The organism is Streptomyces sp. WAC03905 (assembly GCF_057371075.1).
Map to the genome: position 1 here is coordinate 7,509,071 of NZ_JBXYDZ010000003.1, position 13,854 is coordinate 7,522,924.

The window sequence follows — 13,854 nt, forward strand, 5'->3', positions numbered from 1 at the left end:
CGGCGCAGATGCCCGATTCATGCATGAATGCCTCATGCGGATGCGGCTGACCAGGTGACCCGCGGGAAAAGACCGCATCCGATCCGGCGCCGGGGCAGGAATCCCGGGGGAGTGCCCGCGGAACCGGATGGAGGGAGCGGCCGTGCTGAAGGCGGACGTGGCGGTGATCGGGGCGGGAGCCGCCGGGCTGTCGCTGGCCCACCGGCTGAGCGGACAGCCGCCCGGGGCGGCCGGGGCCCGTACCCCGTCCGTGCTTCTCGTCGACGCCCCACCCGGCCCGCTGCGCCCGGGCCCGCGCACCTGGTGCTTCTGGGAGGCCGGCCGCGGCCGCTTCGATGCCGCGGTGCGCTCGCAATGGCGGCACCTGAGGGTACGGCCGCCCACCGGCCCCGCCGTCGAGGCCGACATCGCACCGCTGCGGTACAAGATGATCCGCTCCGACGACTTCGAATCCCTGGTGTCGCGGGACCTCGCCCACAGCCCCAACGTCCGCCGCCTGCAAGCGACCGTGGACGCCGTCGAGGAGACCCCCGGCGGCGGGGCCCACGTCCGGCTGATCCCGCCGGCCGGCCCGGCCCGCAGCCTGGAGGCGCGCTGGGTGTTCGACTCACGGCCCCTGGGCAGCCTCCCGGCCGCCCGTACCACCCTGCTGCAGCACTTCCACGGCTGGTTCGTGCGCGCGGCCGACCCGGTGTTCGACCCGGGCTCCGCCGAACTGATGGACTTCCGGACACCCCAGCCGGCCTCCGGACTCTCCTTCGGCTACGTCCTGCCCACCAGCCGCCACGAAGCCCTCCTGGAGTACACGGAGTTCTCCCCGCGCGTCCTCACGGCGAGCGGCTACGAGGAGGCGCTGCGCCACTACGCCACGGACGTCCTCTCCCTCCCCCTCGCCGGCATGGAGATCGTCGCGACCGAAACCGGCGTGATCCCCATGACGGACGCCCCCCTGCCACGACGGGTCGGTACGTCGGTGTTCCGGATCGGCGCCGCCGGCGGAGCAACCCGCCCGTCCACCGGCTACACCTTCGCCGGACTCCAGCGCCAGACACGGGCCGTCGCCGCCGCGCTCCGCCAGGGCCGCAGGCCCGAACCCCCGGCCGCGCACTCCGCGCGCGCCCGCGCCATGGACGCCGTACTCCTGCGCGCCCTGGACAGCGGCCGCGTCGACGGCCCCGATCTGTTCTGCCGGCTGTTCAGCCGCGTACCGGCCGCCCGCCTGCTGCGCTTCCTCGACGGGCGCACGAACCTGTTCGAGGACCTGGCCGTCGGCCGCCACGCACCCGTCGGCCCCATGCTGCGCACCGTCGTCGAGCTGCCCGGACTGCCCCGCCGCGCCGCCACCTGACCCCCGCCGGATCCGTCCGCCCGCCCGCCACCCCTGCTTTGGAGACCGTATGACCCTGCTGCGCGACGAGGACCTCGCCGCCGCCTTCGACCACGCGTCCCGCAGTTACGACGCCCTGGTGGCCGCGAACCCCGGCTACCACGCCCACCTGCGGCGCTCCGTGCGCCGCCTCGGCCTCCCCGGCCGCGGCGAGGGCCTGCGCGTCCTGGACCTCGGCTGCGGCACCGGCGCCTCGACGGCCGCGATCCGCGCCGTCCTGCCGGGCGCCGCCGTCACGGCCGTCGACGCCTCGGCGGGCATGCTGGCCCGGGCGGCCGCCAAACCCTGGTCCGACGGCGTGCACTTCGTCCACGCGCCGGCCGAACACCTGGCCGAGGCGGGCGTGGACGGGCCGTACGACGCGGTGTTCGCCGCCTACCTCTTCCGCAACGTCTCCGATCCCGACGCCGTCCTGCGCTCCGTCCGCGGCGTGCTGCGGCCGCACGGACGCCTCGGGGTCCACGAGTACAGCCTCAGCGGCCGCCGCGCCGACCGGGCGGTCTGGACGATGGTGTGCCGCGGCATCGTCCAGCCCGCCGCGACCCTGCTGGGCGACGGGCCGCTGTACCGCCACCTGTGGCACAGCGTGGTCCGCTTCGACCAGGCGGGCCGCTTCGCCGACCGCATCGGCGCGGCGGGCTTCGACCGGGTGCGCGCCCTGCCCCTGCCCGGCTGGCAGACGGGCATCACCCACACCTTCGTCGCCTCCCGAGGGCAGGACCCCCGATGAGCCGCCCCGCACGTGACCGGTCCGGGGCGGCGCGCCGCGGCCGGGACCGCAGGGCCCGCATCCTGCCGGCGCACCCGGGAGCCCGGCACGACACCGGACGGCACACGGTCGCCGTGATCGGCGGCGGGATCGCCGGCCTCGCCGCCGCGACCGCCCTCGCCGAACGCGGAGTGGCGGTCACCCTGTACGAGCGCGAGTCCTACCTCGGCGGCCGCGCGGGCGGCTGGCCGACCCGCCTGCGCGACGGCACCACCGTGACGATGAGCCGCGGCTTCCACGCGTTCTTCCGGCAGTACTACAACCTGCGCGGCCTGCTGCGGCGGACCGACCCCGCCCTGGCCCGCCTCGCCGGACTTCCCGACTACCCCCTGCTGCACGCCGACGGGCTGCGCGACAGCTTCCGGCGCGTACCGCGCACCCCGCCGTGGAGCGCGCTCGGCTTCGCGGCCCTCAGCCCCTCCTTCCGGATGCGCGACCTGCCCGCCATGGACCCGGTGCGCGCCCTGCCGCTGCTCGACGTGCGCGTCCCCGACGTGTACCACCGCCTCGACGACACCAGCGCCCACGACTTCCTGGAAGCCATCCGCTTCCCGGCGCAGGCCCGCCACCTGGCCTTCGAGGTGTTCTCCCGGAGCTTCTTCGCGGACCCGCGCCACTTGTCGGCGGCGGAGATGGCCCTGATGTTCCACATTTACTTCCTCGGCTCCGCCGAAGGCCTGCTGTTCGACGTACCGCGCTCGGCGTATCCGCAGGCGCTGTGGGATCCACTGGCCGGCTATCTGGAGCGACACGGCGCCGAGGTGCGTACGGACAGTCCCGTCGAGCAGGTCGTACCCGCCCGCGGCGGCGGGTTCGAGGTCGCCGCGGGCCGCGACGAGCACCGCTACGACGCCGTGGTCCTCGCTCTGGACGCCACCGGGCTGCGCTCCCTGGCCGCCCGTTCGGACCGGATGGGCGATCCCGCCTGGCGCCGGCGCGTGGCGCGCCTGCGCCCGGCCCCGCCCTTTCTGGTCACCCGGCTGTGGCTGGACCGGCCCGTCGCCCGCGACCGTCCCGGCTTCCTGGGGACCAGCGGATTCGGGGGCCTCGACAACATCAGCGTGCTGGACCGCTGGGAGGACGAGGCGGCCCGCTGGGCGGCACGCACCGGCGGTTCCGTCGTGGAACTGCACGCCTACGCGGTGGACCCGCGCGCCGCGCGCACCGTGGAGCAGCGGGGGCTCGTGGAGCAGCTGCACCGCGTGTACCCGGAGACCCGCGAGGCCACGGTCGTCGACGCCCGGCACGAATGGCGGGAGGACTGCCCGATGTTCCCGGTGGGCGGCTACGCCGACCGCCCCACCGTCCGGACCTCCGTCCCCGGGCTGATGGTGGCCGGCGACTGCGTCCGTACCGACCTCCCGGTCGCACTGATGGAACGGGCGGCCACGACCGGCTTCCTCGCCGCGAACGCCCTCCTGGAAGGCTGGGGCGTCCGGGGCCAGACCCTGTGGACCGTCCCGCACCGCGGCCGAGCCGCCCTCCTGCGCAAGGCCGCCGCGTGGGCCGCCCGCTGACGGCCGCCGATCGGCCCCCGGTCGTCGGCTGACCTGCCGCCGACCGGCTGCCCGGGCGGGGTGGGCGGGACGGGCCGGGCCTCTGACGGTGTGTCGACCGGAAAGGGCCCCGGCGGGCTCCGGTAGCTTCCGATCATGGGTAAGCCTCATCGTCCGTGCCCCGGCCGCCGACCCGGCGGAGGATCGCGCAGCGGCGGGTCCGGGGGCCGGGTACGCCGGAGGGCGATCTCCCTGGTGCTGTGCACGATGGGATTCCTCGCCGTCCTGGGTGTCCCGGCCCCGGCGGGTGCGGCGGCGACCCCCAGTTGCCGGATCGGGGCCTATGTCACGGACCTCTACGGGCTGGACGTGTCGCCGCGGACCATCAAGGCGGACTTCTGGCTGTGGAGCGTGTGCCCGGACGAGGCCCTCGACGCGACCCGGCGCCTGGAGTTCGTCAACGCGACGGGCGTCACCGAGAGCGACAGGTCCGTGGTGAAGGTCGGTGACGCGTTCTGGTCCCAGGTGAAGGTGTCCGGCACCTTCCGGCAGCACTTCGACCTGAGCGAGTACCCGTTCGACAAGCAGGGCGTGAAGATCCAGATCGAGGACTCCGAATACGACGCGTCCCAGTTCACCTACGTGGCCGACCCCACCGACTCCGGCTACGACCACGCCATCAGCCTCGGCGGGTTCAAGATCAGGGACTTCGGCGTCGCCGTGGTGGACCACACCTACCGGACGTCCTTCGGGGATCCGCGCATCGCACACGGCCGGAGCAGCCGGTACAGCCAGTTCGTCATCGACCTCGAACTGGAGCGGGACGACCTGGCCGGCTTCATCAGGCAGGCATGGCCCGCCTACGTGGCGTTCCTCATCTCCTTCATCTCGTACTGGATCTGGGCGGCCGACTTCATCACCGTCGTGGGGGCGCGCTTCGGCATCCTCGGAGCGTCCCTCTTCAGCGTCGTCGTCAGCATGCGCGCCGCCAGTCTGACGGGCACCTCCTTCGGGGTGACCCTCGTCGACCAGATCCACCTGGCCACCTTGCTCTACACCCTGGTCGGCGTCGGTTGCACCTGCTACATCCTCTACAGGTGGTCCGACCCCGGGGAACGGGCCGCGGTCCGGCGGACCAACACCGTCGTCGCCCTGTCGACGACGGCCGCCTTCCTGATCGCCAACGCCGTCAGCATCGGCCTCGCGGTCACGTAGCCTCCGCCCTTCCCGCACGAGCCTGTCCGCCGTGCCGGTCACGCCCTGGAGGTGTCGCGGAAAAGCGTTCGTCCGCGGGGCACGCCGTCCTTACTCTGGGCGGCAGCGGGAGCGCGCGCGTTCCCGTAGGTCGTGGTGCTGTGGCAGAGCGGTCCAATGCGATCGCCGCGGGCGAGGTCCCTCCCGCGGCGAGTGATGGGGAAGGGGCGGACCTGCCCCCAGCCGTCTCGCGGGTTCGAATCCCGTCGGCACCGCGCCCGGAACCGAAGGGGGTGCGGACAGCGGTCCGCGCCCCCTTCTCCGTCCTGTGGGATCACGCGGAGCCGGCGCGCTCGCGGGCGACCATGACCTCGATGCCCGCGACGAGGATGTCGAGGGCGTACGCGAAGTCCCGTTCCCAGATGGCGGTGACGCTGCCGTGCGAGGCGCGTTCGTCGAGGAGTTCCGCGATCGGTTCGAGGACCTGGGTGAACTGCGGATCGTCCCGGTAGGCCTTGATCGATTCGCCGTAGAAGTCGTCCTGGGACATACCCGCCTCGGCCGCCCGGCGCTCGAACTGCGACTCGATCGTGCCGTAGCCGTAGACGAACTGGAAGACGGCCGACATCGCGCTCGGCTGCCTGTGCATGGGCAGACCGGTGTCCCCGACCGCCTCCTGGATCTTGGCGCCGACGGCGATCGCGTGCGGTCCGATGTTCAGGTACCGCCCTGCGCTGGGTGACATCCACGGGTGACGCACCAGCATCCGCCGGTAGTCCAGCGCCAGGACGCGCACCCGGTCCTGCCAGCCCCCGGCGGCGTCCACCGCGTCGAGGTCGATCTCCCCGTAGACCGAGTCGACGGCGTACTCGATGATGTCGTCCTTGGTGTCCACGTACCAGTAGAGCGACATCGCCGTGACGCCCAGCTCGGTGGCGAGCTTGCGCATGGAGAGACCGCCCAGCCCGTCCTCGTCCAGCATCCGGATCGCGGTCGCCACGATCCGTACGCGGTCGAGGCCGGCCGGGCCTCCTCCACTGCGCGGGGCCCGCTGTTCGAGCCACACGCTGGAACCCGCCGGGTTCTTGGCCCGGTCGGCGGCCTTCACCATTGCGTTCCTCCGTGCGCTCACCTGTCAGGGGTCGCCTCCATGCTAAGCAGCCGCACTCCCCTTCCCGGACCGCTCCGCCCTGCGCAGCAGCGCCGCGGCGACGAGACCACCTGCGAAGACGGCGACCGCTCCGACCAGCTGGCTGGTCTGGAGCCCGGAGGCGAAGGCGCCGGAGATCTCCGCCCGTTCGCCCTCGCTCCCGGCCGCCGCGAGGGCCGCGGGCAGCGAGGTCGCGGTGACGGCGACCAGGGCGGCGAACCGTGCGTTGAGGACGGCGCCGAGGACGGCGACGCCCAGTCCGTTCCCGAACTCGGCGAGGGTGCCGTTGATTCCGGCGCCCACACCCGCCTTCTCGGGCGGGATCGAGCTCATGATGGCGTTGGCCATGGCGGGCGACGAGACGGCGATTCCCGCGCCCATCAGGACCAGGCCCAGGAGCATGCCCCCGTAGCTGCCGTCCGTGCCGCCGCCGAGTACGGCGATCGAGGTGAGGCCGCCGGAGACGAGCGTCATGCCGATGAGGACCGCGGGCGGAGTACCGATCCGCATCACGAGCTTCGGGCCCAGGCCGGTCAGGTTGAGGCCCACGATCGTCAGCGCGAGCGGCGCCATCCGCAGGCCGGCCTCCAGCGGCTCGTACCCGAGGACGAACTGCAGGTGCTGGGTGAGCAGGAAGAGCGAGCCGCCCATGCCGAAGACGACGAGGAGCGAACCGCCGACGGCTCCGACGAACTTCTGGTTGCGGAAGAAGTGCATGTCGAGCATCGGGTACGGGGTGCGCAGCTCCCACAGGGCGAAAGCGCCGAGGACGGTGGCGCCGACGGCGGCCGGAAGCAGTACCTCGGCGGAGGTCCAGCCGTGCTCAGGACCGGTGATGATCGCGTATACGAGGGCGGTCATACCGATCGTGGACAGCAGTGCGCCGAGCAGGTCGGGGCGCTCGCCCTGCGGGTTCTTCGACTCCGGTACGAGCTTGAGGACGGCGGCCAGGCCTATCAGTGCCACCGGGATGTTGATGAGGAAGATCATTCCCCACCAGAAGTGGTTCAGGATGGCGCCGCCGATCAGCGGGCCGCCGGCGAAGCCGAGCGAGCTGACGGTGGACCAGAGCGCGATGGCCTTGACCCGCTCGGAGTCGTCGAAGATCTGCATGACGACGGCGAGCGTGGTGGTCATGAGCAGTGCGCCGCCGACGCCCATGCCGGCCCGTGCGGCGATGAGCTGCTCGGTGGAGCCGGCGAGTCCGGCGGCGAGCGAGCCGAGGCCGAACAGCGCGAGGCCGACGGCCAGCAGCTTCTTGCGGCCGTAGCGGTCGGCGGCATTGCCCGCGGTGAGCAGGAGGCCGGACTGGACGAGCGAGTACGCGTTGATCATCCACTGGATGTCGGTGGTGGACGCGTGGAGTTCGGAGGTCAGCGACGGGATCGCGACGCTCAGGACGGTGTTGTCGAGCAGCACGGTGAGCTGGGCGAGGCAGATGACGCCGAGGATCAGCCAGCGCTGCGGGTGCCCACCGGTGGTGGAGGGTGAGGAGGCGGCGGTCGTCGCCGTCATGGTTCCCCCTTGTACGGTGTACGGACGAGGTCTCGTACACCGTACAAGGCTCTCTCTTACGCTGTACAGCGAGTAGATCCGGTGGGGCCGCCCAGGCGGAGGCGCGTTGCCCGGCACGTCGAAGGCTTCCCGATCGCACCCCCGCGGCGGCAGGCGGCTCGGGTCGCGCGGTGCTCGGCCGCGGTGTGCGTCGCGGACGTGCGGCGTCGGCGGGCGGGACGTTGATGTCCTCGTACAACCATCTGCGCAGGTCGCGCGTCTTCTGCGGCGAAGAAACGTTTCCAGGGGGTTTTGTCTGTGAAGTTGTCCCGGATCGCCGCAGCGGTCACCACTGCCGCTCTTGCTCCGGCCGTCCTCATCGCGTCACCGGCGTTCGCCGCCGGTTCGGACGCCCCGGCCGCCGGCAACCAGCCGGCTCCGACCACGCCGGACCAGGCCACGCCGGACCCGTCCGGGCCCGACCGGGCCGAAGAGGACCGCAAGACCATCCTCGCGATCATCGCTCACCCGATGGCCAGCGAGTACATGAAGAAGGCCGGCCTCAAGGCCATCGCCGACGGCCCGCAGGCCATGCGCACGTTCATCGAGGTCGACCAGCACAGGATCCGCCTCGACGACTACCGGGTGGCGATCGTCCGCCTGAGCCACGAGGCCGGTCCCAGCCTCACGGAAGGCATCAACGCCATCCTCGACAAGGGCAAGACCATCGAGCAGCTGCGTCACTTCTACGACGTGACCCAGCACGAGCTGCGCGACGTCGACAACCGCGTCGAGATCCTCAAGCTGATCGGCACCGGCGGCAAGGCGGTCAAGGAGGACGGCCGGAAGGCCCTCGACGGCACTCCCGCCGACCGCATCGCCTTCCTCAAGACGGGCCGGTTCCTCGCCCAGGCGGAGGACGACCGCGTCGAGCTGGCCCGTATCGACCAGGGCTGGGACGGCCCGATCCTGAGCGAGGCGATCAGCAAGCTCCTCAACGGGTCGACGACTCCGGCGGAGCTGCGTCACTTCCTGGAGGTGACCCAGCACGAGCTGCGCGACCAGGACAACAGCGTCACCATCGCCCAGATCATCGCCCACGGCGGCCCGGAACTCGTCAAGGCCGGGCGCGCCGCGCTGAAGGGCACGCCCGCCGACCGGGTCGAGTTCCTCAAGACGGGGCAGCACGAGGCCCGGGCCAAGGACGAGGCGGCCAAGAACAACGACAAGCCCGCCCCGGACAAGGACGGCAAGGACGGCGAGGGGAAGGGCTCCGGTTCCGGCTCCGGCTCGGGCGGTACGTCGTCGACCGGCGGCGGCTCCGGCAACACCGCCGTCACCGCCCAGGGCGGCAACGGGGCTCCCCTCGCCGCCACCGGCGTCGGCGACGGCACCACCATGATCGCCGGCGGCGCGGGCACGGTGCTCGTCGCGGGCGCCGGCCTGCTGCTCGCCGCCCGTATGCGGCGCGCCGGGGCGAAGGCCTGACCCGGTCGGATCCTGCGTGCCGGACCGCTGTGCACCGGAACACGCCGCGGGGCCGTCACCCTCTCGGGTGGCGGCCCCGCGGCCTTCCGTCGGGCGATCCGCACCCGGGGGCCCGGCCACCAGGGAGCGGTCCCGGATCCGGGCCTAGGGGCCGCCAGCCGCGCTGTCACGCTGCGGCGTGTCGAAGGCGACCCCGTACGTCAACTCCCCCTCGCGCGCCGGCGGAAGCGCACCCTGACGCGGCTCCCCGGTGCCAGGACGCCCGCCGGCGAAGTCCGGCTCAGGGGGTGGCCGAGGAGGTGTTCCACCACCCGGCGGTCGCCGCGCCCGCAGGACCGGTGTGGTCGTACGTCTCTGCCGTGCCGCCCACCCTGCCCGCCCGACTCCGGCGCCACGGGACGACACCGAGCCCATGGCACGTGCCGCGCGTGCGGGCGGCAGGGGTCTCCCGTCCGGCGAACCTGCCCCCGCCGGCCACGGACGGCCTCGGCCGACCTCCGGCGTGGCCACGATCGGCCGGCGCGGGACGAGTCGGCCCCCGGCCTTCGCGGCGCTGACTGCACGCGGACGGGCCCGAGGCGTTCCGCACCGCGGTCGATCGCAAACCGCACAGCCGGTAAAGCGTTGCCCCCCAGGGGGTGAATCGGGCCGTAATCCCGTGACCCTTGGCCGGAACCTTTCATACGGTGGCCCCTCTTCGCTCATCACCACAACTGGGGGGCCGGTGCGCAACCACCGACTCGTAATGACCGCTGCCTTCGTGGCGGCCGGTCTCGGCATCATCCCGGGCATCGCGCAGGCGGCCGATCCCGTACCCGTCGCGGCCGGCGTGGCCGAGGCGATCGCCGAGGCGTCCACGTCCGAGGGCTTCCACAGCCCCGCGGATCGCACGATCCGTACGACCCTGCCCACCGCCACCGAGGGGAAGGCCAAGCCGAACGCCAAAACCGCCGCACCACAGGCCCTACAGGCCGCACCGGCCGCACCGGCCGACCAGGCCGCACTCGACGCCGGGGCCAACCCGACCCTCGCCGTCGACGTCAGCGGCACCAGCTACACCGCGCACGGCATCGAGCTCACCGCCCTGATCACCAGTGCCGACTTCGCCCTCGACATCGCCGTCGACTGGGGCGACGGCAAGACCGACACGTTCACCGCCCAGGGTGCCCACGAACTGCACGCGTCGCACACCTACGACAAGTCCGGCGAGTACCAGGTGCAGGTCAAGGTGACCGACACCGCCAACGCCGTCCAGGCCACCAACGGCGGTGCCTTCCTCACCCCGGGCGCCGACTTCACCCCGCACGCCCCGACCCGGCTCCTCGACACCCGCGACGGCACCGGAGCAGCGGCGGCCGGCAAGGTCGCCGGCCAGGGCTCCGTCCGTGTCAAGGTGGCCGGCAACGCCTCCGTACCGGCCGGCGTCACCGCCGTCGCCCTGAACGTCACCGTCACGGAGACCGTCGACAGCGGCCACGTGACCGTGTGGCCCGGAGCCGGCTACGACCGCCCGAACACGTCGAACCTGAACTACACGGCCGGCCGGTCCGTCCCGAACATGGTGATCGTGCCCGTCGGCGAGGACGGGTACGTGGAACTCTTCAACGGCGGCTGGCAGCCGGTCGACCTGATCGCCGACGTCACCGGCTACTTCACCCGGGCCTCGGCGAACGGCTACACCTCGATGACGCCGGCCCGGTTCGTCGACACCCGTGAGGGCGTCGGCGCGGCCCGCGGGAAGCTCGCTTCCCGCAGCGCGTTCACCACCCGCATCGGCGGCCTCCAGGGGGTGCCCCAGAACGTCACCGCCGTGGCGCTCAACGTCACGGTGACCGAGCCCGAGGGGCCCGGCCACCTGACCGCCTACTCCGGCACCGGGCCCGTCCCGACGGCGTCGAACCTGAACTTCGTCCCCGGCCAGACCGTGGCCAACGCGGTGATCGTGCCGGTCGCGGCCGACGGCACGATCAAGATCTTCAACGGGGCGTGGTCGCCGACCCACGTCGTCGTCGACGTCGTCGGCTACTACAGCCCGGACAGCAAGGCCGCCTTCCTGCCCTTCACCCCGTTCCGTACGCTCGACACGCGCCAGGAGGCGTACGGCTGGCCCGGAGGCCGGTTCAGGGCGCGGGAGTTCATCTCCCAGGGGTTCACGCCCGAGGCGGCCGCGGGTGTCGAGGCCTACGTGCTGAACGCCACCGTCACCGAGACCCGCGGGACCGGATTCCTCTCGGTCGCCCCGAGCCCCTACGCACTGCCCGCGGACGGCGAGCCGGCACCGCCCGCGGGACCGCGCCCGGTCTCCTCCACCCTCAACTGGACGACCGGAGAGACCGTCCCCAACCTGGTCCAGGCCGGCGACGGCGACCACGGCGTCATCACCTTCTGGAACCAGGGCCACGAGGACGCCGACCTGGTGCTCGACGTCTTCGGCGTCTACCAGACGAAGTGACCCCAGGGGGTGGTGCCGCCCCGGGGCGGCACCACCCCTCAGGGGTTGTCGGTGGGCTCCTCTAGCGTTGTCGCATGATCTGGACCGCCACGCAGGACGTCCTCCCGCCCGTGCCCCCCGTCCGGCGCCTCGACCCGGCACCCGAGGGGCTCGCCGAGGCCGTCGGGCTCACGGCGGCCCATGTGGTGTCCCGCGCGCACACCGTGGCGGACTTCGAACGCTCCCTCGACGGGCTGGTACGGCACGCACACCGCGACCGCCACCGGCTCGCGCGGGCGCTCGCCGACGCGCTGGGGGACCGCCACCCCGAGGAGGTCGAGGCACGACGACTGGGCGGGGTGAACGTCGTGGTCGCCGCCCTGCTGTGGCGGGTGCCCGGCTACAGCCTCAAGCCGGAGTACGTGCGCCGCGACCGGGGGCACGAGGAGTGCGCGCAGGGCGGCCTGGAGCTGGTGCTCACCGCGCGGCTGCGCGAGGTCTCCCACCGGCTCATGTCCAAGGAGCCGCTGCCGTTCCTGTTGTCCACGCCGACCTGGGACACGGGCGCGCTGGAGGCCGCCGACCTGGTGGAACGGCTCACCGAGTACGGCCGACTCGGCATCCGGCCCGGCCCGGCCGACTTCGGGCAGGCCCTGCTGCGCGTACGACGCGACGACGCGGGGGCCGGGGGGAGCGGGCCCGCCGCCGTCGAGGCCGCGTCCCGCCTCGGCACCGCCGAGGGCGTCCGGCTCGCCGCCTGGCTCGGCCCCGCCGGGGCACCGGCCGAGGCGCTCCGACGCGTCGTCGAGCCGGACCCGTCGGCCCACAAGGCCTGGCAGCGGAACGGAGCCACGCTCGCGCAGGTCGTCTTCCCCAGCGGGCAGCGGGACTTCCTGTGCAGGGAGTTCCCGGAGCCGTTCCACTGGCTGGGCCGTCCGCACGCGGGGTTCACCCAGTGCTACCACTGGTACGAAGGCCACCCGGTCCGCGCGTCGGTGCTGCCCGAGGACCGCGAGACCCAGGCCGCGTGGCTCCTGCCGCAGCTGACGCTGGCGGCGACGGCCGGCGATCACGGCAGCTCGTGGATGCTGCCCCACCTCGTCCGCCTCGGCGGACCCGCGGGCCCGGCCCTGCACGCCGCCGTGGCGGCGGGCCTGGGGGGCAGCGCCGTGGAGACCCGCCGTCCGGCGGTGGAGGCGCTGCTGATCCTGGCGGCCCGCGGTGACCTCGACGCCCGGCTGCTGGGCCGCGAGCTCGCCGCCATGACGGCCTTGGGCACGGTCAAACCCAACCGACTCGCGGACGCGGCCCGTTGCGCCGCGGCGGCGGGCGCGCACGCGACCGTCTGGACCGTGCTCGCCGAGGTGCTGCCGGCCGTGCTGCCCTCGGTACGCGGCGCGGGTGAACTCCTGGCCGTAGCGGCCTCCTGCGCCGAGCACTGCGGAGCCACCGGCCCGGTCCCCCACGAGGTGGCGTCAGCCGCGGCCCGCCGCGGCTCCTCCGCCGTGGCCACCGAGGCCCGCCGCCTCAGCGCCGCTCTCAGTGCCGCCCCCACCGCTGTCTGACCCCCGGGCGGGCGCCTGCCGGCTGCCGCGCCGGCCGTAACGCCACAGGACGTGGACCACGCGGACCACCGCCAGCACTCCGGCGACCCAGAGCCCGCCGATCCGGAGGAGGCTCTCCAGCCCTGCGGGGAGGTCCCACACGGCCGTCGGTCCTGCGATCGCCCCGAAGACCAGGGCGCCGAGGAGGCATGCGCTCAGCAGGGCATAGCCGATCTCGACCGGGATGGCGTCTCGTTCGGCCTGGCTTCGGCGTGTCGTCGTCATGAGTGAAGGGTCGCACCCCGGTCGGCACCCGGTCCACGAGGTGAACGAGGTGAACGAGGTGAACGGGGTGGCCGCAGGCGTTGTCAGCGGCTTTTGGCAGGATGCGGTGAGTCCCGGGTGCCGTCGGCCGCGGGAGAAGGGCAAGGAGGGCTTCAGGTGGGGGAGTCGGGCACCGTGGTCAGGTTCGCCGACCGGTCGCGGAGCGTGTCGGTGGTGCTGGACCACCCGGCGGGCGGTGGCCGCCACGGCGGTCGCCACGACGCCGAGATCGTGATCGAGACCGGATGCGTCAACGCGCGCCTGCCGCTGCACTGCACGGACGCCGACCTGGCCGACCTCACCGCGTTCCTCGCCGCTCTGGCCGTCGCCGAGGAGGAGGGTGCCGTCCCGGACGGGTCGGTCAGCGATTGGCCGGCGGCCGGACGCAGTGCCTGTCTGCGCCTGCGCGTCGCCGACCCGTTCGTGGTGGAGGTACGCGATCCCGTACAGAGCGGGGTGACGGTGAGCGTGCCGCTGAACCTCCCGAACGGCTGGGCCGCCCGCGCCGCCGCCCGACTCGCCCGCCTGCGCGCCGCGCTCGGCGACGGCGGCTGAGGGGAGTCGGGCCCACGGGCGG

Annotated in this window: 11 protein-coding genes and 1 tRNA gene; 9 read left to right on the forward strand and 3 right to left on the reverse strand. The window is 73.2% G+C overall.

Annotated features, from left to right (window positions below; genetic code table 11):
- The first annotated feature begins 142 nt into the window (after positions 1-142).
- From AC2RP6_RS36495 to AC2RP6_RS36515, 5 genes are all read left to right on the forward strand, one after another.
- Positions 143-1,348 (forward strand): lycopene cyclase family protein, encoded by a 1,206-nt coding sequence (locus AC2RP6_RS36495; protein ID WP_486450103.1) that lies wholly within the window; start codon positions 143-145, stop codon positions 1,346-1,348.
- Positions 1,349-1,397: 49 nt separating this feature from the next.
- Positions 1,398-2,117, forward strand: coding sequence for a class I SAM-dependent methyltransferase (locus AC2RP6_RS36500; RefSeq protein WP_486450104.1), 720 nt, complete (start codon positions 1,398-1,400; stop codon positions 2,115-2,117).
- The gene (locus AC2RP6_RS36505) at positions 2,114-3,673 is read left to right on the forward strand and encodes an FAD-dependent oxidoreductase (protein WP_486450105.1); all 1,560 of its coding nucleotides are present in this window, start codon (positions 2,114-2,116) and stop codon (positions 3,671-3,673) included. The genes AC2RP6_RS36500 and AC2RP6_RS36505 overlap by 4 nt, the downstream gene beginning before the upstream one ends.
- Before the next feature lie 234 nt (positions 3,674-3,907).
- On the forward strand, positions 3,908-4,867 hold the full coding sequence (locus tag AC2RP6_RS36510) for a ligand-gated ion channel (RefSeq protein ID WP_486450106.1): 960 nt from the start codon (positions 3,908-3,910) through the stop codon (positions 4,865-4,867).
- A 134-nt stretch (positions 4,868-5,001) separates the two neighbouring features.
- Positions 5,002-5,121 (forward strand) — tRNA-OTHER (locus AC2RP6_RS36515).
- A gap of 59 nt (positions 5,122-5,180) precedes the next feature.
- Here the strand turns inward: AC2RP6_RS36515 and AC2RP6_RS36520 are convergent.
- Both AC2RP6_RS36520 and AC2RP6_RS36525 read right to left on the reverse strand, forming a co-directional pair.
- On the reverse strand, positions 5,181-5,957 hold the full coding sequence (locus AC2RP6_RS36520) for a TetR/AcrR family transcriptional regulator (protein WP_486450107.1): 777 nt from the start codon (positions 5,955-5,957) through the stop codon (positions 5,181-5,183).
- Positions 5,958-5,999: 42 nt separating this feature from the next.
- Entirely contained in the window at positions 6,000-7,511 is a 1,512-nt protein-coding gene (locus tag AC2RP6_RS36525; RefSeq protein ID WP_486450108.1) for an MFS transporter, read from the reverse strand.
- A 297-nt stretch (positions 7,512-7,808) separates the two neighbouring features.
- Here AC2RP6_RS36525 and AC2RP6_RS36530 point away from each other — a divergent pair, with 297 nt between their 5' ends.
- The 3 genes from AC2RP6_RS36530 to AC2RP6_RS36540 all read left to right on the forward strand — a co-directional run bounded on the left by AC2RP6_RS36530 (position 7,809) and on the right by AC2RP6_RS36540 (position 12,974).
- The gene (locus tag AC2RP6_RS36530) at positions 7,809-8,978 is read left to right on the forward strand and encodes a hypothetical protein (protein WP_486450109.1); all 1,170 of its coding nucleotides are present in this window, start codon (positions 7,809-7,811) and stop codon (positions 8,976-8,978) included.
- 745 nt (positions 8,979-9,723) lie between these two features.
- Positions 9,724-11,430, forward strand: a complete 1,707-nt coding sequence (locus AC2RP6_RS36535) for a PKD domain-containing protein (RefSeq protein WP_486450110.1) — start codon at positions 9,724-9,726, stop codon at positions 11,428-11,430.
- Positions 11,431-11,504: 74 nt separating this feature from the next.
- Positions 11,505-12,974, forward strand: a complete 1,470-nt coding sequence (locus AC2RP6_RS36540; protein ID WP_486450111.1) for a DUF7824 domain-containing protein — start codon at positions 11,505-11,507, stop codon at positions 12,972-12,974.
- Here the strand turns inward: AC2RP6_RS36540 and AC2RP6_RS36545 are convergent.
- Complete coding sequence (locus AC2RP6_RS36545) at positions 12,885-13,238, reverse strand: DUF6332 family protein (protein ID WP_486450112.1); 354 nt, start codon at positions 13,236-13,238, stop codon at positions 12,885-12,887. The genes AC2RP6_RS36540 and AC2RP6_RS36545 overlap by 90 nt on opposite strands.
- A gap of 156 nt (positions 13,239-13,394) precedes the next feature.
- Here AC2RP6_RS36545 and AC2RP6_RS36550 point away from each other — a divergent pair, with 156 nt between their 5' ends.
- Positions 13,395-13,832: a DUF5959 family protein gene (locus tag AC2RP6_RS36550; RefSeq protein WP_486450113.1), complete on the forward strand. Its 438-nt coding sequence runs from the start codon at positions 13,395-13,397 to the stop codon at positions 13,830-13,832.
- The last annotated feature ends 22 nt before the right edge of the window (positions 13,833-13,854 follow it).

What these genes read in the sequence shown, in the direction of transcription:
- AC2RP6_RS36500 (WP_486450104.1), top strand. Translation starts at nt 1,398, where the DNA reads ATGACCCTGCTGCGCGACGAGGACCTCGCCGCCGCCTTCGACCACGCG.
- AC2RP6_RS36505 (WP_486450105.1), top strand. Translation starts at nt 2,114, where the DNA reads ATGAGCCGCCCCGCACGTGACCGGTCCGGGGCGGCGCGCCGCGGCCGG.
- AC2RP6_RS36520 (WP_486450107.1), bottom strand. Translation starts at nt 5,957, where the DNA reads ATGGTGAAGGCCGCCGACCGGGCCAAGAACCCGGCGGGTTCCAGCGTG.
- AC2RP6_RS36525 (WP_486450108.1), bottom strand. Translation starts at nt 7,511, where the DNA reads ATGACGGCGACGACCGCCGCCTCCTCACCCTCCACCACCGGTGGGCAC.
- AC2RP6_RS36535 (WP_486450110.1), top strand. Translation starts at nt 9,724, where the DNA reads ATGACCGCTGCCTTCGTGGCGGCCGGTCTCGGCATCATCCCGGGCATC.
- AC2RP6_RS36540 (WP_486450111.1), top strand. Translation starts at nt 11,505, where the DNA reads ATGATCTGGACCGCCACGCAGGACGTCCTCCCGCCCGTGCCCCCCGTC.
- AC2RP6_RS36545 (WP_486450112.1), bottom strand. Translation starts at nt 13,238, where the DNA reads ATGACGACGACACGCCGAAGCCAGGCCGAACGAGACGCCATCCCGGTC.